Annotated in this window: 26 protein-coding genes and 1 pseudogene; 18 read left to right on the forward strand and 9 right to left on the reverse strand. The window is 70.3% G+C overall.

Annotated elements, in window-relative coordinates; all coding sequences use genetic code 11:
• Positions 1-14: 14 nt before the first annotated feature.
• Complete coding sequence (locus tag ACI2LY_RS07390) at positions 15-779, reverse strand: hypothetical protein (protein WP_404706302.1); 765 nt, start codon at positions 777-779, stop codon at positions 15-17.
• A 183-nt stretch (positions 780-962) separates the two neighbouring features.
• Positions 963-1,442 carry a diadenosine tetraphosphate hydrolase gene (locus ACI2LY_RS07395; RefSeq protein WP_404706303.1) on the reverse strand — a complete coding sequence of 160 codons (480 nt, stop codon included), beginning with the start codon at positions 1,440-1,442 and terminating at the stop codon, positions 963-965.
• A 744-nt stretch (positions 1,443-2,186) separates the two neighbouring features.
• Between ACI2LY_RS07395 and ACI2LY_RS07400 the strand changes: the two genes are divergently transcribed.
• The 9 genes and pseudogenes from ACI2LY_RS07400 to ACI2LY_RS07440 all read left to right on the forward strand — a co-directional run.
• On the forward strand, positions 2,187-2,681 hold the full coding sequence (locus ACI2LY_RS07400; protein WP_404706304.1) for a DNA-methyltransferase: 495 nt from the start codon (positions 2,187-2,189) through the stop codon (positions 2,679-2,681).
• Positions 2,682-2,990: 309 nt separating this feature from the next.
• Positions 2,991-3,365, forward strand: coding sequence for a PASTA domain-containing protein (locus tag ACI2LY_RS07405; protein ID WP_404706305.1), 375 nt, complete (start codon positions 2,991-2,993; stop codon positions 3,363-3,365).
• Positions 3,366-3,426: 61 nt separating this feature from the next.
• Entirely contained in the window at positions 3,427-3,609 is a 183-nt protein-coding gene (locus ACI2LY_RS07410) for a hypothetical protein (RefSeq protein WP_404706306.1), read from the forward strand.
• A gap of 1,050 nt (positions 3,610-4,659) precedes the next feature.
• Positions 4,660-5,340, forward strand: coding sequence for a hypothetical protein (locus tag ACI2LY_RS07415; RefSeq protein ID WP_404706307.1), 681 nt, complete (start codon positions 4,660-4,662; stop codon positions 5,338-5,340).
• An 852-nt stretch (positions 5,341-6,192) separates the two neighbouring features.
• A complete protein-coding gene (locus ACI2LY_RS07420) occupies positions 6,193-6,576 on the forward strand; it encodes a hypothetical protein (protein ID WP_404706308.1) in 384 nt (127 codons plus the stop codon).
• 403 nt (positions 6,577-6,979) lie between these two features.
• Complete coding sequence (locus tag ACI2LY_RS07425; protein WP_404706309.1) at positions 6,980-7,237, forward strand: MerR family transcriptional regulator; 258 nt, start codon at positions 6,980-6,982, stop codon at positions 7,235-7,237.
• Positions 7,238-7,719: 482 nt separating this feature from the next.
• Positions 7,720-7,890 carry a hypothetical protein gene (locus tag ACI2LY_RS07430; RefSeq protein ID WP_404706310.1) on the forward strand — a complete coding sequence of 57 codons (171 nt, stop codon included), beginning with the start codon at positions 7,720-7,722 and terminating at the stop codon, positions 7,888-7,890.
• 11 nt (positions 7,891-7,901) lie between these two features.
• Positions 7,902-8,327, forward strand: a complete 426-nt coding sequence (locus tag ACI2LY_RS07435) for a hypothetical protein (RefSeq protein WP_404706311.1) — start codon at positions 7,902-7,904, stop codon at positions 8,325-8,327.
• Positions 8,328-8,951: 624 nt separating this feature from the next.
• Positions 8,952-9,131 (forward strand): annotated as a pseudogene (locus ACI2LY_RS07440) (VOC family protein); the annotation flags it as partial.
• 121 nt (positions 9,132-9,252) lie between these two features.
• On the opposite strand, the gene ACI2LY_RS07445 reads toward ACI2LY_RS07440, so the two are convergent.
• The gene (locus ACI2LY_RS07445) at positions 9,253-9,714 is read right to left on the reverse strand and encodes an ATP-binding protein (RefSeq protein ID WP_404706312.1); all 462 of its coding nucleotides are present in this window, start codon (positions 9,712-9,714) and stop codon (positions 9,253-9,255) included.
• A gap of 147 nt (positions 9,715-9,861) precedes the next feature.
• Here ACI2LY_RS07445 and ACI2LY_RS07450 point away from each other — a divergent pair, with 147 nt between their 5' ends.
• Together ACI2LY_RS07450 and ACI2LY_RS07455 are read left to right on the forward strand one after the other, a co-directional pair.
• Entirely contained in the window at positions 9,862-10,731 is an 870-nt protein-coding gene (locus tag ACI2LY_RS07450) for a helix-turn-helix domain-containing protein (protein ID WP_404706313.1), read from the forward strand.
• Positions 10,728-10,916, forward strand: coding sequence for a DUF397 domain-containing protein (locus ACI2LY_RS07455; RefSeq protein WP_404706314.1), 189 nt, complete (start codon positions 10,728-10,730; stop codon positions 10,914-10,916). Before ACI2LY_RS07450 ends, ACI2LY_RS07455 begins: the two co-directional genes overlap by 4 nt.
• 75 nt (positions 10,917-10,991) lie before the next feature.
• Here ACI2LY_RS07455 and ACI2LY_RS07460 read toward each other — a convergent pair whose 3' ends face one another.
• Positions 10,992-11,927 (reverse strand): NADP-dependent oxidoreductase, encoded by a 936-nt coding sequence (locus ACI2LY_RS07460; RefSeq protein WP_404706497.1) that lies wholly within the window; start codon positions 11,925-11,927, stop codon positions 10,992-10,994.
• 87 nt (positions 11,928-12,014) lie between these two features.
• Here ACI2LY_RS07460 and ACI2LY_RS07465 point away from each other — a divergent pair, with 87 nt between their 5' ends.
• Positions 12,015-12,986 (forward strand): GlxA family transcriptional regulator, encoded by a 972-nt coding sequence (locus tag ACI2LY_RS07465; RefSeq protein WP_404706315.1) that lies wholly within the window; start codon positions 12,015-12,017, stop codon positions 12,984-12,986.
• A 160-nt stretch (positions 12,987-13,146) separates the two neighbouring features.
• Positions 13,147-13,842 (forward strand): type 1 glutamine amidotransferase domain-containing protein, encoded by a 696-nt coding sequence (locus ACI2LY_RS07470; RefSeq protein ID WP_404706316.1) that lies wholly within the window; start codon positions 13,147-13,149, stop codon positions 13,840-13,842.
• 9 nt (positions 13,843-13,851) lie between these two features.
• Here ACI2LY_RS07470 and ACI2LY_RS07475 read toward each other — a convergent pair whose 3' ends face one another.
• The gene (locus tag ACI2LY_RS07475) at positions 13,852-14,244 is read right to left on the reverse strand and encodes a nuclear transport factor 2 family protein (protein ID WP_350907724.1); all 393 of its coding nucleotides are present in this window, start codon (positions 14,242-14,244) and stop codon (positions 13,852-13,854) included.
• A gap of 55 nt (positions 14,245-14,299) precedes the next feature.
• Here ACI2LY_RS07475 and ACI2LY_RS07480 point away from each other — a divergent pair, with 55 nt between their 5' ends.
• Together ACI2LY_RS07480 and ACI2LY_RS07485 are read left to right on the forward strand one after the other, a co-directional pair.
• Positions 14,300-14,857 (forward strand): PadR family transcriptional regulator, encoded by a 558-nt coding sequence (locus ACI2LY_RS07480; RefSeq protein WP_404706317.1) that lies wholly within the window; start codon positions 14,300-14,302, stop codon positions 14,855-14,857.
• Positions 14,854-15,747 carry a LysR family transcriptional regulator gene (locus tag ACI2LY_RS07485; protein WP_404706318.1) on the forward strand — a complete coding sequence of 298 codons (894 nt, stop codon included), beginning with the start codon at positions 14,854-14,856 and terminating at the stop codon, positions 15,745-15,747. Before ACI2LY_RS07480 ends, ACI2LY_RS07485 begins: the two co-directional genes overlap by 4 nt.
• Before the next feature lie 23 nt (positions 15,748-15,770).
• Here the strand turns inward: ACI2LY_RS07485 and ACI2LY_RS07490 are convergent, their stop codons facing one another.
• Positions 15,771-16,805 (reverse strand): tetratricopeptide repeat protein, encoded by a 1,035-nt coding sequence (locus tag ACI2LY_RS07490; protein ID WP_404706319.1) that lies wholly within the window; start codon positions 16,803-16,805, stop codon positions 15,771-15,773.
• Positions 16,806-16,942: 137 nt separating this feature from the next.
• Entirely contained in the window at positions 16,943-17,389 is a 447-nt protein-coding gene (locus ACI2LY_RS07495) for an anthrone oxygenase family protein (protein WP_404706320.1), read from the reverse strand.
• Positions 17,390-17,479: 90 nt separating this feature from the next.
• Here ACI2LY_RS07495 and ACI2LY_RS07500 point away from each other — a divergent pair, with 90 nt between their 5' ends.
• Positions 17,480-18,058: a TetR/AcrR family transcriptional regulator gene (locus ACI2LY_RS07500; RefSeq protein WP_404706321.1), complete on the forward strand. Its 579-nt coding sequence runs from the start codon at positions 17,480-17,482 to the stop codon at positions 18,056-18,058.
• Between the two features lie 37 nt (positions 18,059-18,095).
• Positions 18,096-18,449: a VOC family protein gene (locus ACI2LY_RS07505; RefSeq protein WP_404706322.1), complete on the forward strand. Its 354-nt coding sequence runs from the start codon at positions 18,096-18,098 to the stop codon at positions 18,447-18,449.
• A 25-nt stretch (positions 18,450-18,474) separates the two neighbouring features.
• Here the strand turns inward: ACI2LY_RS07505 and ACI2LY_RS07510 are convergent, their stop codons facing one another.
• Together ACI2LY_RS07510 and ACI2LY_RS07515 are read right to left on the reverse strand one after the other, a co-directional pair.
• Positions 18,475-20,088: a cation acetate symporter gene (locus ACI2LY_RS07510; protein WP_404706323.1), complete on the reverse strand. Its 1,614-nt coding sequence runs from the start codon at positions 20,086-20,088 to the stop codon at positions 18,475-18,477.
• The gene (locus tag ACI2LY_RS07515) at positions 20,085-20,480 is read right to left on the reverse strand and encodes a DUF485 domain-containing protein (protein ID WP_393911859.1); all 396 of its coding nucleotides are present in this window, start codon (positions 20,478-20,480) and stop codon (positions 20,085-20,087) included. The genes ACI2LY_RS07510 and ACI2LY_RS07515 overlap by 4 nt, the downstream gene beginning before the upstream one ends.
• A gap of 177 nt (positions 20,481-20,657) precedes the next feature.
• On the opposite strand from ACI2LY_RS07515, the gene ACI2LY_RS07520 reads away from it, so the two are divergent.
• On the forward strand, positions 20,658-21,140 hold the full coding sequence (locus ACI2LY_RS07520) for an RrF2 family transcriptional regulator (protein WP_393911860.1): 483 nt from the start codon (positions 20,658-20,660) through the stop codon (positions 21,138-21,140).
• Positions 21,141-21,194 lie beyond the last annotated feature (54 nt).

Raw genomic sequence — 21,194 nt, forward strand, 5'->3', positions numbered from 1 at the left:
GGCTCACCTCGCGGTCAGGCCCGTCTCCGCCATGCCCACACCGAGGCCGCACCCGCGGCGTAGGCCGTGATGGTGACGAGCCACGCGGCCGTGTCCGGGGCGGGCCAGCCCCACAGGGGGACGGACGCGCTGTCGACCGCCGCGATGAGCGCCACCGCGCCGCACGTGAGCGCCACGCTCCGGCGGATTTCCCACCCGTTCGCCCGCAGCGCCCAGCCGAGGCCATGGGCCGCCGCCAGCGCGAGCACGGCCGAGACGACGCGGGCGAGCCATGCTTCGCCGGAGGCGACCGCCTCGAGCACGAAGCCTGACAGGGCGGCGGCACCGGCCACCAGGATCGGCACGAGGAACGACCGGACGGTGCGCGGCAGGTCACCATGAGCGGCACCCGCCACGAGTGCGGCCCCCGCCAGTATCAGCACCGCGCCGCTCAGCCAGCTGGTCGGCCACAGCCCGGCGAAACCGTCCGGGTCGGGCTCGTGCGTGAGGAACGAGACCAGCAGCAGCACGGCCGACACCCCGCCCACCACCAGCACGGCCGCCCCGGTCCGGCCCCAGCGCCCAACGACCCAGGCCAGCGCGGCCAGTACGAGGACGAACAGGGCGGTGCCCCACCAGGTGTAGCCGGTGGTGAGGGTGTCCGAGCCGGGGCTCACCGGCACGTTGCTGCGCGGGTCCCACGACAGGAGCAGCAACTGAGCCGCGGCGACCAGGACAGCCGCGCCCGGCAACAGGACCGTGGGCAAGAGGCGGGGCGCGAAAGGAGCGGTGCCGTTCATATGGTGCTCCAGATGAGAGAGATGACGGGTCGAACTCGGCCGGGTCGGGCGGTAAGGCTGGCAGAAGAAGCTGTCGCCCCACTCGCGGACTCCGGCTCGAAGATCCTTTTGTAATGTCGTACCGCACCGGTCGCCGATACTGTCGACGCGTAACCGATTCGTGTCGCGGTGCTGCCGCAACAGTCAGGTCAGTGAGCGCAGTTGGTCCAGCTCGCTGCTGATCGCATCCCGCAGCACGTCATGCCGCGGACCGAGCCTGAAGCGCTCGTCGCTCCACCGGTCAGGCGGGTAGAGCCACACGGGCTTGCCCACCAGCTCGGCCGGCTCCCACTCGAACCGCGGCCAGACATGCGCATGCAAGAACGGGTCCGTGTTCCCCAGGATCTCCAGGTTGACCCGGCGGAAGGCCGGGTCCAGCCGCCGACAAGCACGCTCGACCGCTTCACCAAGCTGTTCCATGTCCGACAGGAACGACAGCCGCTTCGCCCTCGGCAGGTCCGACAGCCGCTGTACATCCGGCTCGTCAACGAGCAGAACCGAGTAGCCAGGCAGGAACTGAACGTCCCCGATCACCGCGAACCCCGCCGTCAACCGTCTCAGCACGGTCGGATTCCCGCCCCTCAGCGCAGTCCCGATCCGGTCCATCCGCCAGTCATCAGCCATGGCCAAAAGCTACATTCTGGTGATCAAGAACCACTTGCGCGCGACCCTCCTGGACCGTTCGACCACCTGGTCCACCACTCCGACTGCGAGGGCTACTACGTCCCCGTCGACTTCGACCACGTCATCGTCGACGAAACGGCGCCGGGCGGCTACCTGGGCTCCTCAGTGCGGCTGCTGGCGGAAACCCGTCGACTCGCTGAAGCCCTCGGCCTTCCGGAGGACCTCGATCCGGACTCGGAAGACGTCTTCGACGCCGCCGACGCCGAGGAGTCGGCCGCCGAGGGTGGCAGCGCTACGGCGTCGAGTCCTACGTATGCCTGCAGCTCCTCCACGCTGCGCAACTCTCGGTCTCCACCGGAGCAGCCATCGTCTTCACCTGAGAGGGGCAAGGTTGCCGCCGGGCCGTGCTGAAGCCGACCAAGGGGCGCCCTTGCAGCCCCGGACGGCAATCGCCACACGCACTTCAGAGGCAGCGAACTCGGCGCTCAGGTCGTAGACGCGATCCCCGGGCCGTGACCGCGGCGACCGCACGGTCTGATGACTGACGCGCGTGTCCATGCCAGGATCTTCCTCCCTCGCCGTACCGGTGGCGATCCCGTCTAGGCCGCCTGCCCCGTACGGACATCCCCCTACTGCCCCGCACCCACCCCACACTCCGCCCAAACCACCTTCCCCGGCCCCTCCCCCCTCACATGCCAGTCCCAGGCCGACGCCAGCCGGGAGCGCGGCACCAGCGGCAGCGCCGTGTCAGCTTGGGGTGCCGGGCCCCGCCCCGGCGCCGCCACCCTTGCCTTCACCGACTGGCGCCAGCTCCCCGCCACCAGCGACGCTCTCCAGGCCGCCGGCTACACCTGGCGCGGTGTCGCCGTCTGGCACAAGCCGATCGCTCGCCCCCAGCCCGGCCGCCTCCGCCAGGAGTGCGAGTTCATCGTCTGGGGCTCCAACGGCGCCATGGTCCCCGGCAACGACCCCGTCTTCCTTCCGGGGCACTCCACCGGGAGCCAGCCGCGCGGCCGCGCCCGGCTGCACATCACTCAGAAGCCCGAGGACGTCCTCCGTCAGCTCGTCCGTATCATTCCCGAGGGCGGGACCGTCCTCGACCCGTTCACCGGCAGCGGTACCACGGGGGCCGCCGCGCTGCTGGAGGGTCGGAACTTCATCGGCGTCGAGCAGTCCCGCACCTACGCGTCGACGAGCGAGGCCCGGCTCGCCGACTCTGCCCGGAAGTCCGTCGTGTAGCTCTCTCGGGTGAATCGTGGCGAAACGTTCCTGCATGGTTCGGGCCTCTGCCATTCTGAACACCCCTCACGGAGCCCAGTGTCCGGGAACCGTCACACCGGACACGGCGCAGGGGAGGGGATTTGGCCCCGACCACCCCGGCGACCAGCCGACGGACTCCGCAGCCCCCGAACGCGGAGTGCGTGCGCCCCCACCGTGCAGGGCCCGTGACAGCCGTCGCCCCCCCGGCAGCCGTCACGGGCCCTCACCACGCCCGAGAGGCGCCCGCGTGGCATGATTCCGCCCTCAACGCACCACGCCTGGGGGGCCATGCGCACCTACACCCTTGCCGCCTGCACGCTCGCCGCTCTCGCGGCCATAGCAGGCTGTTCCAGCAGCAACACAACGGCCACGGCCAGCAAACCGACGCACTCCTATGCCCCGGACAGCGCGTACGCCAAGTGCCGCGCCCAGCAATGGCCGCAGACCATGCCCGACGTCAGGGGGAAGACGTTCGATCCGCTCGGCGAAGACCTGCAGTGCTTCGAGAACCTTGAGGCCCTCGCCCCTGACGGCCACGACGTGCTGGACGACTACGCGCCGGACGTCCACGAGTGGACCGTCACCAGCAGCACACCGGCCCCTGGCGCCAAGGTTCAACTGACCACGCACATCACGTTGAAGCTCCGCGATCCGCGACCGTAACTCCTGAACTCCACGGCCACGCCACAAGCGTTCGCAAGCGCCTGCCACGATACTGAGCGGCATGCCCGAATTGCACCCGCGGTACCAGGCGCTCGCCGACGCGATCTCGGCCATCAGCATGCGCGTTCACCGCACCTCCTGGGCCTGGGGCATCGAGCACGAGGTCTGGCACCTTCGTGAGGGGTCCAGCGCTGGCTGGGATCTCGTTGGCGACGGAGACCTGCGCCCCATCCGGAAGCTGTAGAAACGGCCTTCCGAACGGCGCAGTGCTGGATCTATTGGGACCCCCATGCGGCTATCAGCGGCCCATCGGGCTGCCGCACTGGAAGACGATGTACCGGGAGTGGGTCACGCGGCGCAGCCAAGCGTTGGCGGTCGGGATGGCCCAACTCATCGAGGCGCTCCAGACCCATGCCTCCTCTGCGCAGCATGCCGCCGAGGAGGCCGCCCTCGCCTTCCCCGCGCCGACCGCAGTCCGGAAGTCCCCGTCGGCGGCACTGCACCGGGCGCGCGCACAACGGGCGCTCCTCGATGACCTCCTGGCTGAGCCGCACCACATCGACGACGAGCGCACCCAGTTCACTGGCCTCCGCCACCGACCCCGATGAGGTCGCAGACGATGCCCAGGGAAGCATCTGCGGGTGCGGCCGGGACGAGCGCGTCTTCCGGCGCCTGCTGCTCCTCGCCCAAGCGAGCGGCGTAGGCCACCTGACGCCGAAAGGAGCGGCGCAGCCGTGACGGAGCACAAGACCCTGACCGTCCGCCTGGTCCTCGAGGACCACTGGCCGGCGCGCGAGCAGGACCTCAGCCGCGGGGCCTCAGCGAGGGACTCGATGGTCTCTGCTGTCGCCCAGGGGGGCCCGCTACCTGAGCGGCTGGCAGGTGGCGTACTGCCGGTACCTCGAGCAGTTCGTGAACCAGCAGCTCCGGGACGAACTGGAGCGGGCGGAGAGGAACGCCGCGCTCGAGGCGTACCAGCGCCTCGCTGCCGGGCGCGGAGCCTCGCGGGCAACCGCCGACACCCTTCTGAGCATGGTGCAGAAGTTGCGGGGCGACCTCCTGGTGCGTCGCGTCGGTCGGCATCCGCTCAGTCCTGGAGGAGCTGAGACTTAAAGCCGTTCATTTTGCGCCACATACTCCTCGGGTGAAGAGGACTGCCGGGTTCCGCAATACGAGCCTTTCCTCAATTCTCCCTCAAAGAATATCGAACCTCATTGATGGCCCTCCGCCGACAGGTAGTGTCCATGTCATCCGATCGCCAAGGGGCGATCCATCAGAACGGGGTTCCATAAACATGGCACATGCACCGAGAATTGTACTTGCGTTGACGTGTCTGGCGCTCACAGCGGGGATGGCGGTCTCCGATCCTGCGGTTGCCGACGAACCGAGCCCGGCCGCGACCGAAACCGTCGAGACCGCGCCCCCGCCGCAGCCGGAGGAGACGGACCTCGTAGAGGAACCTGCTCCCAGCGACTCGCCCGTGGCCGATCCGTCCGACCCGGAACCCCACTTCCCGACCTCGAAGCCGAGCGACACTCCGGACGCCTCGACCTGCTCAGACGGCTACCGCTACTACGCCACCTCAAAGGACAAGGATTACCACAAGGGCGTCGGGGTGGAGCAGGCTAACTGGAACGGCACCTCCCGCATCGCAAAATCTACGTTCACCTCTGAGGTCACTGGAAAGGTGGGCGTAGCCTACTCAGGTGAATTCAAGGTGAGCGGAAACGTCGCCGTCCTGGCCATCGAAGGCAAGTTCGGCGTCAACGTTTCGGTCGAACTCACTGCGAAACTCGGTAACACTATCGCCGTGGATACCCCACCGAAGAAAACCACCTACGCCCGATACGGCGTTTACCGGCTCAAGTCATACGGATACAACCAGTACGTCTACCTCAACTGCACGCGCGGCGCGAAGAAGAACGTCACCATCTACACCCCGCACCGCGTCGGCTGGGCCCTGTGGGAAAAGTGAGAGCACTACGGCAGGCTTGGGTGCCCTTGGTGTTGGTCACGACTGCCTGCACCTCCTCACCGGACACCGGCGCATCGTCCACGGCTTCCAGTGCGTCTTCCGGTCCGGCCGTCGTGCGACAGACTCAAAGGATTACGCCGCCACAGCTGGACTCGGGTCTCGGCGAGGTGCTGGCTGGCAGGCGGTCTGCTACACGAGGTAACGCAACCTTCGGATACTCCGGTGGCGCCCGGGGCAAGGCACTCATTATTGCTGTGAGCTGCAACGGGGCCGGCACAGTGAAAGTGGCCGTGCCGGTGGTACACGTATCGTTCCCGCTTGAGTGCACCGGTTCCGAGCCGACTGTCACCTATAACCAGCTCAAGATGGATGCTGCATACAAGCCCGGCACTGTCTCGGTCGTGGGACCTTCGACGGTCACCTGGTCCGTGACCGTCGGTCGCGGCGAAGCCGCGCAGCCAGAGTCCCCGCAAACGAGCTGAGGCATGCGCTGTGTGGGGGGGGAGGGTCATCGCCCCCCACAGCGTCGGAACTCCAGCGTCTCGCGATGATCGGGTAGACCGAGCGCGACCGGCTCCGGGAGGCGCGGCCCACCTGCATCCGATGCCAGGTACGCCTCGTAAGCCATGGCTCGGATGCACCAGCACTGCTCTGCGACCACTGTGCCCGATAGCGCCACGAATGCACTAAGCGCGATGATTCCTTGCTTCCTGTCTAACGCCTGATGCATGATCAGGGCGTCCGACCGTGTCACGCGTTCGGCGCTTCGCAGTGGACGGTCCCGCCTCTCCCGGTAGGCGGGACCGTTCGCGTTTTCCGCCCCTGTGCTCCCGCTCAGCCCAGGGAGACTCCATGCCCAGTCCCACCCCCTGTCTCGGGCCCTGCAACACGGCATGGCGCCGGGCCGAGCACCTCCTCGCCAACACAGGCACCTCGCACGACATCCCGGCCGCCCGGGGCGCCCCGGTCCACCGCCTCGGCTGCGTCGAGCGCGTCCGCCGGCACCTGGAGGAGCTCCCCGAGCTCCTAGTGGCCGTCTCCCTCGAGCCGCTGCACGGCCAGCGCGGCACGCCAACCGCCACGACGAACAGCGCGCCCACGGACACCACGCCCCGGCCGGGCCAGGCCGCCCGGCTGCTCACCGACCTCATCGTCGGTGACATCGCCGAGACCGCCGACGTCGTGCGCGTCCACTTCGGTCTCGGCGACGGGGACGCACAGGAGGCCGGTCCGTGACCGGTCCGCGACCCGCTTCACCCGCCGGGGCAAAGCGCCCGAGACGAAAAGTTTCGCCCCCTGCAGGCGCTGGGGCGGCCCGTGGCTCGCCGAGTCCCGCGATCTCCGCCTCGTCAACGACGAGCCCTACATCGAGTGCCAGGACCCCTACTGCCGCGCCCTGCTCACCCACGCCGAGTACGCCCGGTACGTGAAGACCCTCGGCGCCGAGACCGTCGCCGCCGCGCGGCTCGCCTCAGCCGAGGACCACTCGGATGGCACACCCGAGAAACCCGCTGCTTGACGTGCTGCGTATCACGCGTGTTGCTGAGCGCGGATCAGTGTGTCCACGTCCAGGAGGGCCCCACGACGTTTCGTGGGGCCTTTTCTCATGCCCGGAAACCCCGCTGCGGAGGTGGCTCTCATGACCCTCACCGGTGACCCCAGCACCACCCTGTGGACCACCCAGGAGGCCGCCAACGCAGCCCGGGTCGAGGCCAACACGGTCCGGAACTGGCGGTATCGCCGCCACCTGAAGCAGGCGCGGACGGACAAGGGACGGCCGATCTCCAACGCGGCCGGGCAACCCCTCTACCGCGCCATCGACGTGATCCGCGCCGAGACGGCCACCCGCGACCGCGACCGCCGCGTCTACCGCGTACCGGCCCCAGCCACCCACTGAAACCGAGCCGCCCCACACCGACCTCCGCCTGCCGCACACCAGCAGCAGCGGAGCCAGACCGTCACCGGGCAGCGCCGAGGGTCGCCGCCCGGCGGCGGTCCACCACCAACTCCGCTGCCCGGCGCACGCGCCTGGGGCGGGCGCTGCGAGCCTTCATGGGACGGGCTCGCACCGCTGGGCAGCGGAAACCACCCCTCGCGTCGGTCTCCGGCTCGAGGACACACAGTGTCGGACACCCGGTGCGGGCCAGCCGGTGTCCGAGGAGCCCGCGGCGGTGACTCTCCTCGGACACCACGGCCCCCAGGCACGACACTCGGGTACCCGCGAGGGCCCGTACCCGGTCCGGCGTCACGTGCTCCGCCGGACCGGTCAACTCCCGCGCGTCCGACCGTGGCGCTCACGGTCGGGCGCGTGGGCCAACCTTCCACTCGCGCCCTGTCTCGGGGGCGGATGCTCTTCCGCCCCACCGAAGGGCCATGCCGGTGACCGACCTTCACGTCGTGCCTCTCGACGACGTCGTCGCGCACGACACGAGCGTCTCCGGTGAGTGCGTGTGCGGCCCGACGGATCAGCCGGTGAAACGCGAGGACGGTTCCGTCACCTGGGTCGCCGTGCACCACAGCCTCGACGGCCGCGAGACCAGGGCCCACTGACCGGAGGCACCGTGCAGGAGCACACCGTCAGCCAGCTCCTCTCGGGCCCCCGCGCAAGAATGTGGGTCTACATCGAGGGCAACCAGCACGGCCGGTACATCGAGTGCTGCGCCGAGGCGGCCGCCCCCGTCATGCAGGCCCCGCACGGCAGCCGAGCGGCCAGCCCGCACTGGCAGGACATCGGCCACGCCACGGCCGCCGACGCCTACGCGCACATGCGGACCGTTCGCCTCGACCGGCTGATCCTCTCCAGCGGCTTCTCCGGCTGGTCCAGCTGCACGGCCCCCGTCTCGGGCGGCATGTGCGGCGAGCCGACGAACCAGGCCGCCGCGTTGCCCAAGTTGCTGCTCTACCAGCCGCTGTGCGACCGCCACCGCAACCGGGAGACCGTGGAATCCATGTGGAACGGCCCCGGCGACTGGGTCGGCCTCTACTGACCCCATCCCCCCCGTAACGGACTTGGAGACGTGATGCCCGAGACCGTCGGCCCCGTGCTCCGCCTGGGACGCCGCCCTCGCCCTCCTCCAGGAGGGCCTGCACGTGCACTACGTCGCCGACGGGGAGAACCGCTGCCTCAGCGGCAAGTCCCCCCGCCCCTCATCTGACCGTCGGGCGACCCCAGTGCGGCCTGTCACGCAGACGATCCTCCACGACGATCCGTCCGGCCGTCCCGGGAACTGCCTCCAGGCCGCCACCGCCTCGCTCCTCGACCTCCCGCTCGACGACGTCCCCCACTTCGCCGAGTACGACGACTGGCTGGAGCGCCTCGTCGCGTTCTGCCACTCCCACGGCTACACCCTCCAGATCCAGCCCGTCACCGAGTACTGCGCGTACGGCATGGCCTGGGGGCCCGCCGAGCGCGGCCAGCGGCACGCCGTGGGCCGACGGACGCCTGGCCCACGACCCGCACCCCTCGCGCGCCGGCCTCCTCGCCGTCACCGAACTCCTCGTCCTCGTCCCGCACCAGCCGAAAGGACCCGGCCATGCCCCAGCCCGGTAACCAGCCGCACAAGCTCTGGCCCCCACCCACACCCACGCTCGGCGAGCTGGTCTTCTACACCCTCGACGCGCGGGCCGGTATCGGGCTCCTGGGTGAGGAGCGCCTTGCCACACTTGAGGCCGAGTGCGCACGACTGGTCGCGCTCGGCGCGGTACATGTGCGAACGATGCGTGCCGACGGCGACAACGAGTCCTGCATTGTGATGCAGGACCTTGAGGGCAACGAGTTCTGCCTCGACTGAGCCTCCTCCGAGACCGCGAGGCGGGGAACCGCCCGTGAGAGCGAGGCCCCGCGAGCGCGGGGCTTCGTCGGGCGCGCGGACCGTACTGGCGTTCGCGGAGCCGTCCCGTAGCGACACCCCCCTACCGACCTGCGCCAACCCCACACTCCGCCCAAACCGTCTTCCCCGGCCCCTCCCCCCTCACATGCCAGTCCCAAGCCGACGCCAGCCGGGACACCAGGACCAGCCCCCTCCCTCCGTCCCCCAGCCCAGGCTCCTCCAACTCCCCCGGCCGGGGCGGCACACGCTCGCCGCGCGTGTCGGAGACCTCGATTCGTGCCGTCCGCGCGGGTGAGCCCGTCAGGGACAGTCGGACGTGGAAATCCCGCCCCGCCACATGCCCGTGCCGTACCGCGTTGGCCGCCAACTCGGCTGTGATCAGGACGATGTTGTCGTGGGACTCGGTGCCGTACGGGATGCCCCATTCCTCGAGGCGGACCCCGACCAGGCGTCGGGCGAGGCGGGCGCCGCGCGGGGTGGACGTGAAACGCATGGCGAAGTCGGTCGCCAAGTGATCCGTGGGACTGCCGAGGTTGCTCATCATGCACACCACGGTCCTCCCGGTGGCGTAGCGTGACCAGCGGTGACGCACTGACGCGACCCCCTTGTACGCGCGGTGCCTACGCCGGTACGAGCAGCACGGCGTGACGGCGCCCCTCTACGGGCGTTGATCCGGGGAGGCGGTGGTGTGATGACTGAGAACGAGACCAACCCCAAGTACGGCGACGGCGCCGACGACAGTGGTCCGCGTACGGCGGACAAGACCGCGCAGGGCGTGGTCATCGCATTCGGACAGACCATGAAGACCCTGCGCCTACGAGCCGGGATGGACCGCGAGGAACTCGGCAGGCGACTCGGATACTCGGCCGCCACCATCGCCTCCTTCGAGCAGGGGCGCCGCATTCCGCCACCCCGCGCGATCGACCGAGCCGACCAAGTGGTCGATGCCGGGGGCCTGTTGACGCTCTGGAAGGAGGAGGTGGAGCGGGCACAGTATCCGCCGTTCTTCCAGGGCATGGCCCAGCTGGAGAAGCAGGCGATGGAACTGCTCTCCTACGACACCCTCGTCGTCAAAGGGCTGCTCCAGACCGAGGAGTACATGCGGGCACTCCTCGGCATGTGGCGTCCGCCCCTCGACGACGAGACGATCGAGCAACGAGTGACAGCTCGCCTTGCTCGGCAGGACATCTTCGACCGACGTCCCACGCCACTGCTCAGCTTCGTGATGGACGAGTCGGTTCTGAGGCACCAATATGGCGGAAAGGGCGTGCTGCGAGGCCAGCTGGAGCACTTGCTCCTCATGGGTCAGCGACGCAACGTCGAGATCCAAGTGATGCCGATCGAGTGCGACGACAACGCGGGAGTGGACGGGGCTTTCACCGTCGTCACCCGCAAGGACCACAAGCGGTTCCTCTATGTGGAAGCGCAAGTGACCAGCGCGTTGGAGACCGATCCTGAGCAGGTGGGCCTCGCCGCCGCCCGCTATGGGATCATCCGTTCGCAGGCTCTCGCACCGCGAAAGTCGCTGGAGTTGATCGAGAGGTTGCTGGGAGAGCTATGAACAACACTGAGCCCCTCGCCTGGTTCAAGAGCAGCTACAGCGGAACCCAGGGAGGTGACTGCGTAGAGGTCGCCCTCACCCTCGACACCGTCCACATCCGCGACTCCAAAGCCTCCGTCGGCCCCACCCTCCACCTCTCCCCCACCGCATGGACCAACTTCCTCACAGCCGACCAGTACATCTGACATCTGTACGCGCGAAGAGCGCGAAGAGCCCTGCCCCTCCCCACGAGCGGAACGGCAGGGCTCACCCACATCTGCTCAGGACCCGACGGTCAGCACCAACTTCCCGGTGACCCGCCCCGTCTCCCCCACCGCATGCGCCTTCGCCGCCTCCGCCAGCGGAAACACCCCCTCCACATGCGCCCGCAGCGCACCCGAGGACGCCAGCTCGGCAACCGCCCGCATCCCCGCCTGATCCGCCTCCACGAGCAGCGTCTCCACCCGCACCCCCCGAGCCTCAGCCTTGGCCGACTCCTCCGGATCGGTACCCGGCAGCAGCGACACCAGCACACCCCCCGGCCGCAGCACCTCCAGCGAACGCACCCGCGTATCACCGGAGATGGTGTCCAGGACCACGTCCACGTCCCCCACGACGTCCCTGAAGTCGACGGAGCGGTAGTCGATCACCTCGTCCGCCCCGAGCGACCGCAGGAACTGATGCTTCGGCTCGCTCGCCGTCCCGATGACGTACGCACCAAGGGACTTGGCGATCTGGACGGCGAGGTGACCGACGCCTCCAGCGGCCGCGTGTACCAACACCCGCTGGCCGGGACGGACTTGCGCCGTGTCCACCAGCGCCTGGTACGCCGTCAGAGCGGCGAGCGGCAGCGCGCCCGCCTGGACGTGGTCGATGGCGGACGGCTTGTGGGTGAAGGCGCGGGCCGGGCCGGTCACGTACTCCGCGTGGGCGCCGACGCCGTACGGGTAGGGCAGCATGCCGAAGACCTCGTCGCCGGGCTTGAAGAGGGTCACGCCGTAGCCGACCGCTTCGACGACGCCGGAGACGTCCCAGCCGAGGACGAGGGGGAGACGGTCGAGGAAGAGGCCCCCGGTGCGGTGCTTCCAGTCGGTCGGGTTGAGACCGGCGGCGCGGACCGAGACCAGGATCTCGCTGGGGCCGGGCTTCGGGCGCGGCAGCTCGGTCTCCTTCAGGACCTCCGGGGTGCCGTACTCGTCCTGGCTGATGGCGCGCATGGTGGGGTGATTCGTCATACGTCCAGGTTCACCCGAGGCACGCCGACGTACCATGGCATGAATGCCATCTTTCAACGGGATCGTGCCATGACCGTCAACACCACGACCGCTCCGCACCGCGTCGTCGTCCTCGCCCTGGACGGGGTCTACCCCTTCGAGCTGGGCATCCCCAGCCGGGTCTTCGGCAGTGCCGGGGGACGGTACGAGGTGCTGACCTGCTCGGTCGACGGCGGGCCCGTCGCCACGAACTCCGACTTCTCGGTCACGGTCGGGCACGGGCCGGAGGTGCTGGCGACGGCGGACACCGTCGTGCTCGCGCCGTTCGACGTCTCCCTGGTCCGCCGCGGCCTGCCGCCGAAGCTGGACGCGGCGCTCGCGGCCGTGCCGTCCGGCACCCGGATTGTCTCCATCTGCACCGGCGCCTTCGTGCTGGCCGCCGCCGGGCGGCTCGACGGCCGTCGCGCCACCACCCACTGGGCGCTCGTGGACACCTTCCGGGCCTGGTTCCCGGCGGTGGATCTCGACCCGGACGTGCTGTTCGTGGACGACGGCGACCTCCTCACCTCGGCGGGGGCGGCCTCCGGGGTCGACGTGTGCCTGCACGTCGTACGCCAGGACCATGGCGCGGCCGTCGCGAACGACGTGGCCCGCGCGTGCGTCGTACCGCCGTGGCGGGACGGCGGGCAGGCGCAGTACATCCAGCAGCCGGTGCCCGAGGAGTCCGCCAACGACACCTCGGCGACCCGGCAGTGGGCGCTGGAGCGGCTGCACGAGCCGCTGTCGCTGACCGAGCTGGCCGGGCACGCCCGGATGAGCCTGCGCACCTTCGCGCGGCGGTTCAACGAGGAGGTCGGCACGAGTCCGGGGCGCTGGCTGACCCAGCAGCGCGTCGCCCGCGCGCGGCACCTGCTGGAGACCACCGACCTCGCCGTGGACGACCTCGCCGCCCAGGTCGGCTTCGCCACCGGGACCTCGCTGCGCGAGCACCTGCACGCGGCGATCGGGGTGACCCCGCTGGCGTACCGGCGGACGTTCCGCGGAGCCGGGGTGGTGGAGTAGGCGTCGCCGCAGGTCAGGGGGGTGGGAGTTATTCCCGTACGAGCCATCGGGCTGCCGATACCGGACATCGGCCGCTTCATTGGTGCGGCTCCGGGCACCGGTCTACGGTCAAGTGGGGGAGCTGGTGCTCCCCCGACCTCAGACTGCTTGGAGAGACCTCATGTCGAAGATCCTTTTCGTGGTGACCGGCGCCGACCACTGGACGCTGGCCGACGGCACCCAGCACCCGACCGGTTTCTGGGCGGAGGAGGCCGTGGCGCCGTACGAGGCGTTCAAGAAGGCCGGTGACGAGGTCGTCGTGGCCACGCCGGGCGGGGTCGTCCCGACCGTCGACAAGGGCAGCCTCGCGCCGGAGGTCAACGGTGGCCAGGAGGGCGCCGACCGGATCGCCGCCGCGCTGGAGGCCGCGCCCGAGTTCAAGCACCCGGTCCGGCTGGAGGACGTGGACCTCGACGACTACGACGCCGTCTTCTACCCCGGCGGCCACGGTCCCATGGAGGACCTCGCCGTGGACGCCACCTCCGGCAAGCTGCTGGTCGACGCCCTCGACTCCGGCAAGCCGCTCGCCGTGGTCTGCCACGCCCCGGCTGCGCTGCTCGCGGCGACCCGGCCGGACGGCACCAACGCCTTCGCGGGCTACCAGGTCACCGGGTTCTCCAACGCCGAGGAAGCGCAGGCCGGATTCGCCGACAAGGCCAAGTGGCTGCTGGAGACGCGGCTCGGCGAGGCGGGCGTCGACGTGCAGGTGGGCGAGCCGTGGGCGCCGAAGATCGTGATCGACCGGAACCTGATCACCGGGCAGAACCCGGCTTCCTCCGCCCCGCTGGCGGAGGAGGTCCTGAAGCGCCTGGGCTGAGCCGTCTTCTCAGGCGCCGGCGGCCTCGCGGCTGATGCGCTCGAACTGCGCGCCCATCGCCTCGGACAGCGCCTGAGCCGCCGAGAGGGGGCGGACCATGACGGTGAAGTCGTCGATCCGCCCCTCCTCGTCGAAGTGCAGGAAGTCGCAGCCCTGGATCTCCCGGCCGTCGACGGTGGCAGTGAAGACGAAGGCGTGGTCCCGTCCGTCCGGGTTGGCGATCTCCTTCACGTACCGGAAGTCCTCGAACACCCGCAGCACGCCGCGCAGGATCGCGGCGGTGATCGGCTTGCCCGCGTACGGCTTGAAGGCGACGGGGCTGGTGAAGACGACGTCCTCGGCGAGGAGTGCCTCGATGGCGTCGGCGTCGCGGTTCTCCACGGCGGCACGGAAGGGATGCACAGGGTGCTCCTTACTCAACAAGTTGAATAGGTGTGTTGGAGAGTAGAGTGAGGAGGTGACCCTGCGCAATGCGGTGATGGCCACCCTCCTGGAGGGCGAGGCGTCCGGCTACGACCTGGCCAAGGGCTTCAACGCCTCGGTGGCCAACTTCTGGACGGCCACACCCCAGCAGCTCTACCGCGAGCTGGACCGGATGGAGCGCGAGGGTCTCGTCACCGCGCGCCTGATCCGCCAGGACCGCCGCCCCGACAAACGCCTCTTCACCCTCACCGACGCGGGCCACGACGCCCTGCGCGCCTACCTCGCCGATCCCCTCGGCCGCCCCACCGCCATCCGCGACGGCCTCCTGGTCAAGGTCCAGTGCGCGGACATCGGCGAACTCACCGCCGTACGCGCCGACATCGCCGCCCGCATGGAGTGGGCCCGCGCCAAGCTCACCGGCTACGAGCGGCTGCGCGAACGGCTGTTGGGCGGGCGTACGGAGGATCGGTACCTGGCCGAGGCGGAGCGGGTGGGCCCGTACCTCACCCTGCTGCGGGGCATCTCCTTCGAGCAGGAGAACCTGCGGTGGGGGGAGTTGGCGCTGCGCGTCCTCGAGGCGCGCTCCTCGTGAGCTCCCCCGACCTGAACCTGCTGCGGACGTTCCTCGCGGTGTACCGCTCCGGGTCCTTCACGGCCGCGGCGGGGCTGCTGGGGCTCTCCCAGTCCACGGTGACGACACAGATCCGTTCGCTGGAACGGGAATTGGCGCGCACTCTCTTCGAGCGTCTGCCGCGCGGGGTCGCACCGACACCGGTGGCCCACGACCTGGCGTCCCGCGTGGCGGCCCCGCTGGACGCGCTCGCCACGGCGACGGGTGCGGCGCCCGCCGACCGACCGGCCCCCGTCCACCTGGCGGGCCCGGCCGAACTCCTCTCCGCGCGGGTCCTGCCCGCCCTGGCCCCGCTGCTGGCGGCGGGGGTTCGCCTACGCGTCACACCGGGCCTGACGGACCCCCTCCTGGACGAACTCCGTTCCGGCCGCCATGACTTGGTGATCGCTACGTACCGCCCTCGCGGGCGGACGCTCACGGCGGTGCCGCTGATGGACGAGGAGTTCGTCCTCGTGGCGTCCCCGGCATGGGCGGACGGGCTCACCGAACGCCTGGCGGCGGAAGGCCCGTCCGCTCTCCACCCCGTCCCCCTGATCACCTACGCCGAAGACCTCCCCATCGCCCGCCGCTACTGGCGCCACGTCTTCCACACCCGCCTCAACTGCCCGGCGGCGGTCACGGTCCCGGACCTACGGGCCGTGAAGTCGGCGGTCGTGTCCGGCGCGGGCTTCTCGGTCCTCCCCCGCTACCTGTGCGAACCAGAACTGACATCCGGCGCCCTGGTCCCGCTGCACACCCCGGACGACCCACCGCTGAACACCGGCTATCTGGTCCAACGGCCGGGGCATCCGGCCAACTTGGATGTGACCAGGGTGCGGGAGGTGTTGTTGGAGGCGGGGCGTGGGTGGTGAGGGCGTCCCACGCCCCGTCCTGATCAGGAAGTGCCGGAACGGCTCTCCTCCGCCAGCTCCCGCAGCTCCGCCATGTCCTCATCGTCCAGGTCGAGTTCGGCCGCCGCGGTGAGGAGCGCGTCGATCTCGTCGCCCCGGTCCTGGTCCGCGAGGAACTGGGCGTAGTAGACGTAGGCGGTCTCGTCCTGGTGGGCGAGGGCTTCGCGGTAGTGGCGGTCGGCCTGGGCCCACTGCTCCAACTCCTCGTGGAGCAGGGCGAGGTTGAGGTAGGCGTTGGTCTCGCCGTCCTCCTTGGCGGCGGCCTCGTAGTGGCGTACGGCCTCCTCGGGGGAGCCGGTCTCGGCGAGGTGGAGGGCGTAGGCGAAGTGGGCGCCGGTGATCTCCTCCGCGAGGGCCTCGCGGAGGTGGACGCGGGCCGACTCCAGTTCGCCCAGGGCGTGTTCGGTCTCGCCGAGCACGGCCAGCACGGAGCGGTGCCCGGCGTCCAGCGCCCGCCTCAGCCAGGGCAGCGCCTCCTCGTACCGCTCCTCGTCGGCGAGGAGCCGTCCGAGGTTCCCGGCGGCCATGTCGTCGCCCCGCTCGGTCGCCCGGCTCAGCAACTCGACTGCCTCGTCCAGCCGTTCGTCGTCCTCGCTGAGGAAGGCGCCGTAGTCGTTGAGCGCGCGGGGGTGGTCGTCGGCGAGTGCGCGCCGGTAGTACTCCTCGGCCTGCTCCCGGTCGCCCAGTTCGTCGGCCAGGATCGAGGCGATCATCAGGGTGACGTCACGCCCGCCGTCGGCCGCCGCCCGGAGCGCCGCCAACGCCTCCTTGGGCCGCTCGAGTTCGACGAGCAGTTCGGCCAGGGCCTCGTAGGCGGCGGCGTTGCCCGCCCTGGCGGCGGCCTCGATGGTGTTGAGCGCGGCGCCGATGTCCGCCCACTCCGAGATGAGGTCGAAGACCCGCTCCGCCACCTCGTCGTCCGGGCGGTTCCAGGCCCGCAGATAGAGGGTGAGGGCGGCGGCGTGGTCACCGGCCGCGAGGCGCTGCTCGGCTTCGACGGCCAGGTTGCTTTCTGTCATGGGGACATCTTCTCGAACTGACGAACGGACGTTCACCGGCACCCCAGGGCGAACGGCTCCACCTCAGGACGCCCACCGATGCCGACCGGGGCGCGGGAGCTGGAGAGCAGAACCCCCCGGGTCAGCACCCCGGAGGCTCAGGCGAGGGCGGTGACCAGCAGGGTGAAGGCGGCGATGATGACGGCGACGCGGGCATAGTGGAGGCCGTCCCAACGGCCCAGCTGCTCCTTCCAGTCCTCGGGCAGCGTCTCGGTGGTCCACGCCTTGCTCCGGTTGTTGATCGGGACGAGCAGCGCGACCGACATGATCACGCTCACGATCAGCAGCGCGGCGCCGATGACGACGAGGACGGCGCCCTGGTGGTGCCATCCGGCGATGGCCCAGACCGCGCTCAGGACGAGCGAGCCGATGTACCAGAACGGCATCACGGCGCCGAGCATCCGGGCGCCGTGGACGCGGCCGCGCAGGCCGTTGTCGCCGGGAAGTCCGCCGAGGATCGGATTGAGGACGAAGGCGACGGCGAACTCCACCCCCACCATCAGACCGACGACCACGGTGGTGAAGACCTCGAGTGCGTTGAGCATGGTGACCCTCCCAGGATCTAGCACTGCTAGATAGTGATTCAACGCTAGCGCTGCCACTGCTCGATTGTCTAGCAGTGCTAGGATCGGAGCATGTCGGTACAGGAACGCAAGGAGCGCGAGCGGGCGGGCCGCGAGCGTCTGATCGTGGCGACGGCCCGTGAACTCGCCGAGCAGCAGGGCTGGGACGCGGTCACCACCCGTCGGCTCGCCGAGCGCATCGAGTACAGCCAGCCCGTGCTCTACAGCCATTTCCGCGGCAAGCGCGAGATCATCGGTGCCGTCGCCCTCGAAGGGGCCGCCGAGATGGCGGCGGCGCTGCGGGCCGCGACCTCCGCCGCGGACGGCCCGCGCGCCCGGGTCACCGCCCTCGCCCGCGCCTACCTCGACTTCGCCGAGCACAACCCCGCGGTCTACGACGCGATGTTCCAGCTCGACGGCGGCCTGGCGTTCGCGCACGAGGACACCCCGGAGCCGCTGAAGGACGCCTTCGCCGCGCTGCTGGACTGCCTCGGCGAGGTCGCCGGGGACGGCGTCCACCCGGCCCTGTTCACCGAGGTGTTCTGGGCGGCGCTGCACGGCCTGACCACCCTCACGCGCGCGGGCCGACTGCCACCGGGGGACGCCGAGCGACGGGTCGGGCTGCTGGTGGACCGGCTCGCCATGCTCTGACGCGCGGCTCACGATGCTCTGCTGGCAGGATGCCCGTATGGAACATGTACTGGGAATCGGCGGCTACTTCATGCGCGCCGCCGACCCGGCGGCCCTGACCGCCTGGTACCGCGACTGCCTGGGCCTGGACACCGACGAGCACGGCCTGTGGCGTCAGGACACCGGGCCGACGGTGTTCGCGGCGTTCGAGTCCGGCACCGACTACTTCGGCTCCCCCGCCCAGCGGACCATGCTCAACTTCCGCGTCCGCGACCTGGACGCGATGCTCGCGCAGCTGCGCGCCAAGGGCGCCGACGTGTCCGACGACGTGCAGAGCATGGACGGCGTCGGCCGCTTCGGCTGGGTCACCGACCCCGAGGGCAACCGGGTCGAACTCTGGCAGCCCGCCTGACCGCGCGGCCGGGCGGGCCCCGGCCTCAGGTCCGGTCCCGTACCGGTGGGCCCGTCAGCAGCTGGTGTTCGACGGATTCGTAGCGGCCGCGTTCCCGGTCGGCGGTTTTCCTGCCGGACAGCAGCGTGCCGAGCCAGCCCGCGAGGAAGCCCGCGGGGATGGAGGCCAGGGCGGGTGTGTTGTACGGGAACCAGTCGAAGTCGGCCTCGGGGAAGGCGGACAGGGGGCTTCCGGACACGAGGGTGGTGCCCGGGGTGAGGGCCAGGACGGTGAGGGAGCCGACGATGAGCGTGGCGAGGAGCCCCGCTCGGGAGTAACGGCGCCAGAAGAGGGTGAAGAGCAGCGCGGGCGCGATCGCCGAGGCACCGAGGGTGAAGGAGAGCGTCGCCAGGGGCTGGAGGCTGCGGTGCTGGGCGAGGGCCGCCACCAGGATGACGGGGATACCGACCAGCAGGGCGCAGGCGCGGGCGAGGGTGAGTTCGCGCGCCGGTGCCAGTGGGGTGGGGCGGGAGGCCGTCAGGTCGTGGGCGAGGGCGTTGGCACAGGCGAGCGTCATGCTCGCCACGGAGGCGAGCAGCGTGAGGAAAACGGCCGTGGTGACGGTGGCGAAGAGCAGGCTCTCGGAGCGGGAGAGGCCGGTGCCGAACGCGGCGCGGGCGCCGAGCAGATAGGCGGTGGTGCCGTGCGGGTCGGCCCCGGCGATGCGCGTGCGGCCGAGGAGGGCGGTGGCCCCGGTGCAGATCACCACCAGCATCACGATGAACAGGGTGACCGAGGAGACCGCCCAGGACATGGCCCGGCGGACCTGGCGCGGCGTTCCGGCGGTGTACATGCGCATCGTGACGTGCGGCAGGCAGGCGGCGCCCAGCACGATGGCGCACTGGGTGCTCGCCATGTCGAGCGCGGGGTGCGGGCTGCTGGAGTACTGCAGTCCCCAGCGCAGGTAGGCCGGACCGGCGCCGCTCTCGTGGGCCGCGGTGCGGAACAGCGCCCCGGTGCTCCAGCCGAAGGTGTGCAGGATCAGTCCGCTGACGACGAGTCCGGAGGCGAGGAGCATCACCGTCTTGAAGATCTGGACGAGCGCGGTGCCGCGCATCCCGCCGAGGGCGGCGTAGCTGATCATGAGGATTCCGGCTCCGACCACGCAGCCGTTCTTCATGGCGGGTTCGGTGAACCCCAGGACGTAGGCCAGGAGTTCACCCACCCCGGCGAGCTGGACGACCATCATCGGGACGAGCGCGACGAGGGTGACGGCGCAGGCCGTGACGCGGACGCTCCGGGCGGGGTGGCGGTGGCCGAGGACGTCGCCCATGGTGTAGCGGCCGGTGTTGTGGAGCGGCTCGGCGAGCAGGAACATCAGCAGGAGCAGGGACAGTACGGCGCTGAGGGCGAGGACCACCCCGTCGTAGCCGCACAGCGCGATGATGCCGCCGATGGTGAGCACGGTGGCGGCGGAGATGTAGTCCCCGGCGATGGCGAGTCCGTTGCGCAGGGGCGAGAGGGAGCGGTAGCCGGTGTAGAACTCGGCCAGGTCGTCCGCGTCGGGGCCGGTGAGCACACAGAGCAGCAGGGTCAGCGCGACGACGGAGCAGAAGGCGGCCAGGGACCAGGACTGCGCGGGACCGCTGAACTCCGTCACCGGCCTCCTTCCCGGTGCGCGGGCGCCGGGTACGACTGGCGGGCGCGGCGGGCCAGCGGGTCGACGAGTCGGTGGGCGGTGACCTCGTAGAGCAGGACGGCCAGCCAGGTGACGGGAATCTGGGCGAGAGCCAGCAGGAGGCCGGTGGGCAGGCCGCCGGGTCCGGGACGGGTCATGAGCCAGGGGGCCTTGACCGTCAGGGTGAGGAACACGGCGAAGTAGCCCAGCGCGGCGAGGGACGCCACGCGCCGCTGCCAGCGGTAGGCGCGGCGCAGCATGCGCAGGGTGCGGTGCGGTCCGGAGCGGCGGGCGGGCGGTTCCGGCTGCCCGTGGCCCGTGGACCAGCTGGGTTCGCGGCGGCCGGAAGGTAACTCGGGGCTGTCGTAGGACATGGGGGATCTCCTGGCGGGGGCCTGGCCCGGAAAGAGACGGACCGCGTGCGCGGGTCGAGTTACTGGCGGGTGTGCATATGTCGGCCGACAAGGACACCTACCCCTGCCGCTATGTCGACATGTCTTCGCACCGCTCCCGCTTTGACTCACCCGAACCTGGATACGTATGGTCCAGGTATGCGGTTGAGCCGAGGAGTCGAGTGGGCCGTGCACACGCTGCTGAACCTGGCGTGGGCGGGCGGCGACGAGCCGGTGGCGGTGGCCACCCTCGCCGCGGGCCACGACCTGCCGCGCGCCTACCTCAACAAGCAGCTCCAGTTGCTGGTCAAGGCCGGTCTGCTGGAGTCGGTGCCGGGCGCCCGCGGGGGCTTCCGGCCCGCGCGGGACCTCGCGTCGATCACGCTCCTCGACGTGGTCGACGCCGTCGAGGGCCGCGAGCCGCTCTTCCGGTGCGGTGAGATCCGGCGGTGCGGAACCGTCGGGGAGTGCACGGTGAGCGATTTCAGCACGGCGTGCGCGGTCAAGGCGTCGATGGACCGGGCGGAACACGCCTGGCGCGAGGCGCTGGCCGCGCAGACGCTGGCGGACGTACGCCTCCGGGCGGACGCGCACGCCCCCGCGATGGACACGGCGGTACGCCGGGCGTTCCGGCTGGACTGAACAGGAACGAACAGGAATCGATCAGGGCGAGGCTCCTGCCGCGCCCTTTTTTTG

This window comes from Streptomyces sp. NPDC002176 (assembly GCF_044903645.1).
In the GTDB taxonomy this organism is placed as follows: Bacteria; Actinomycetota; Actinomycetes; order Streptomycetales; family Streptomycetaceae; genus Streptomyces.

Bases quoted from the DNA above. Each gene is read 5' to 3' on its own strand.
- ACI2LY_RS07465 (WP_404706315.1), top strand. From the start codon at position 12,015: ATGACCGTCAACACCACGACCGCTCCGCACCGCGTCGTCGTCCTCGCC.
- ACI2LY_RS07420 (WP_404706308.1), top strand. From the start codon at position 6,193: ATGCCCAGTCCCACCCCCTGTCTCGGGCCCTGCAACACGGCATGGCGC.
- ACI2LY_RS07390 (WP_404706302.1), bottom strand. From the start codon at position 779: ATGAACGGCACCGCTCCTTTCGCGCCCCGCCTCTTGCCCACGGTCCTG.
- ACI2LY_RS07450 (WP_404706313.1), top strand. From the start codon at position 9,862: ATGACTGAGAACGAGACCAACCCCAAGTACGGCGACGGCGCCGACGAC.
- ACI2LY_RS07470 (WP_404706316.1), top strand. From the start codon at position 13,147: ATGTCGAAGATCCTTTTCGTGGTGACCGGCGCCGACCACTGGACGCTG.
- ACI2LY_RS07500 (WP_404706321.1), top strand. From the start codon at position 17,480: ATGTCGGTACAGGAACGCAAGGAGCGCGAGCGGGCGGGCCGCGAGCGT.
- ACI2LY_RS07425 (WP_404706309.1), top strand. From the start codon at position 6,980: ATGACCCTCACCGGTGACCCCAGCACCACCCTGTGGACCACCCAGGAG.
- ACI2LY_RS07405 (WP_404706305.1), top strand. From the start codon at position 2,991: ATGCGCACCTACACCCTTGCCGCCTGCACGCTCGCCGCTCTCGCGGCC.
- ACI2LY_RS07505 (WP_404706322.1), top strand. From the start codon at position 18,096: ATGGAACATGTACTGGGAATCGGCGGCTACTTCATGCGCGCCGCCGAC.
- ACI2LY_RS07490 (WP_404706319.1), bottom strand. From the start codon at position 16,805: ATGACAGAAAGCAACCTGGCCGTCGAAGCCGAGCAGCGCCTCGCGGCC.
- ACI2LY_RS07410 (WP_404706306.1), top strand. From the start codon at position 3,427: ATGCCCGAATTGCACCCGCGGTACCAGGCGCTCGCCGACGCGATCTCG.
- ACI2LY_RS07495 (WP_404706320.1), bottom strand. From the start codon at position 17,389: ATGCTCAACGCACTCGAGGTCTTCACCACCGTGGTCGTCGGTCTGATG.
- ACI2LY_RS07445 (WP_404706312.1), bottom strand. From the start codon at position 9,714: ATGATGAGCAACCTCGGCAGTCCCACGGATCACTTGGCGACCGACTTC.
- ACI2LY_RS07415 (WP_404706307.1), top strand. From the start codon at position 4,660: ATGGCACATGCACCGAGAATTGTACTTGCGTTGACGTGTCTGGCGCTC.
- ACI2LY_RS07520 (WP_393911860.1), top strand. From the start codon at position 20,658: ATGCGGTTGAGCCGAGGAGTCGAGTGGGCCGTGCACACGCTGCTGAAC.
- ACI2LY_RS07395 (WP_404706303.1), bottom strand. From the start codon at position 1,442: ATGGCTGATGACTGGCGGATGGACCGGATCGGGACTGCGCTGAGGGGC.
- ACI2LY_RS07515 (WP_393911859.1), bottom strand. From the start codon at position 20,480: ATGTCCTACGACAGCCCCGAGTTACCTTCCGGCCGCCGCGAACCCAGC.
- ACI2LY_RS07460 (WP_404706497.1), bottom strand. From the start codon at position 11,927: ATGCGCGCCATCAGCCAGGACGAGTACGGCACCCCGGAGGTCCTGAAG.
- ACI2LY_RS07455 (WP_404706314.1), top strand. From the start codon at position 10,728: ATGAACAACACTGAGCCCCTCGCCTGGTTCAAGAGCAGCTACAGCGGA.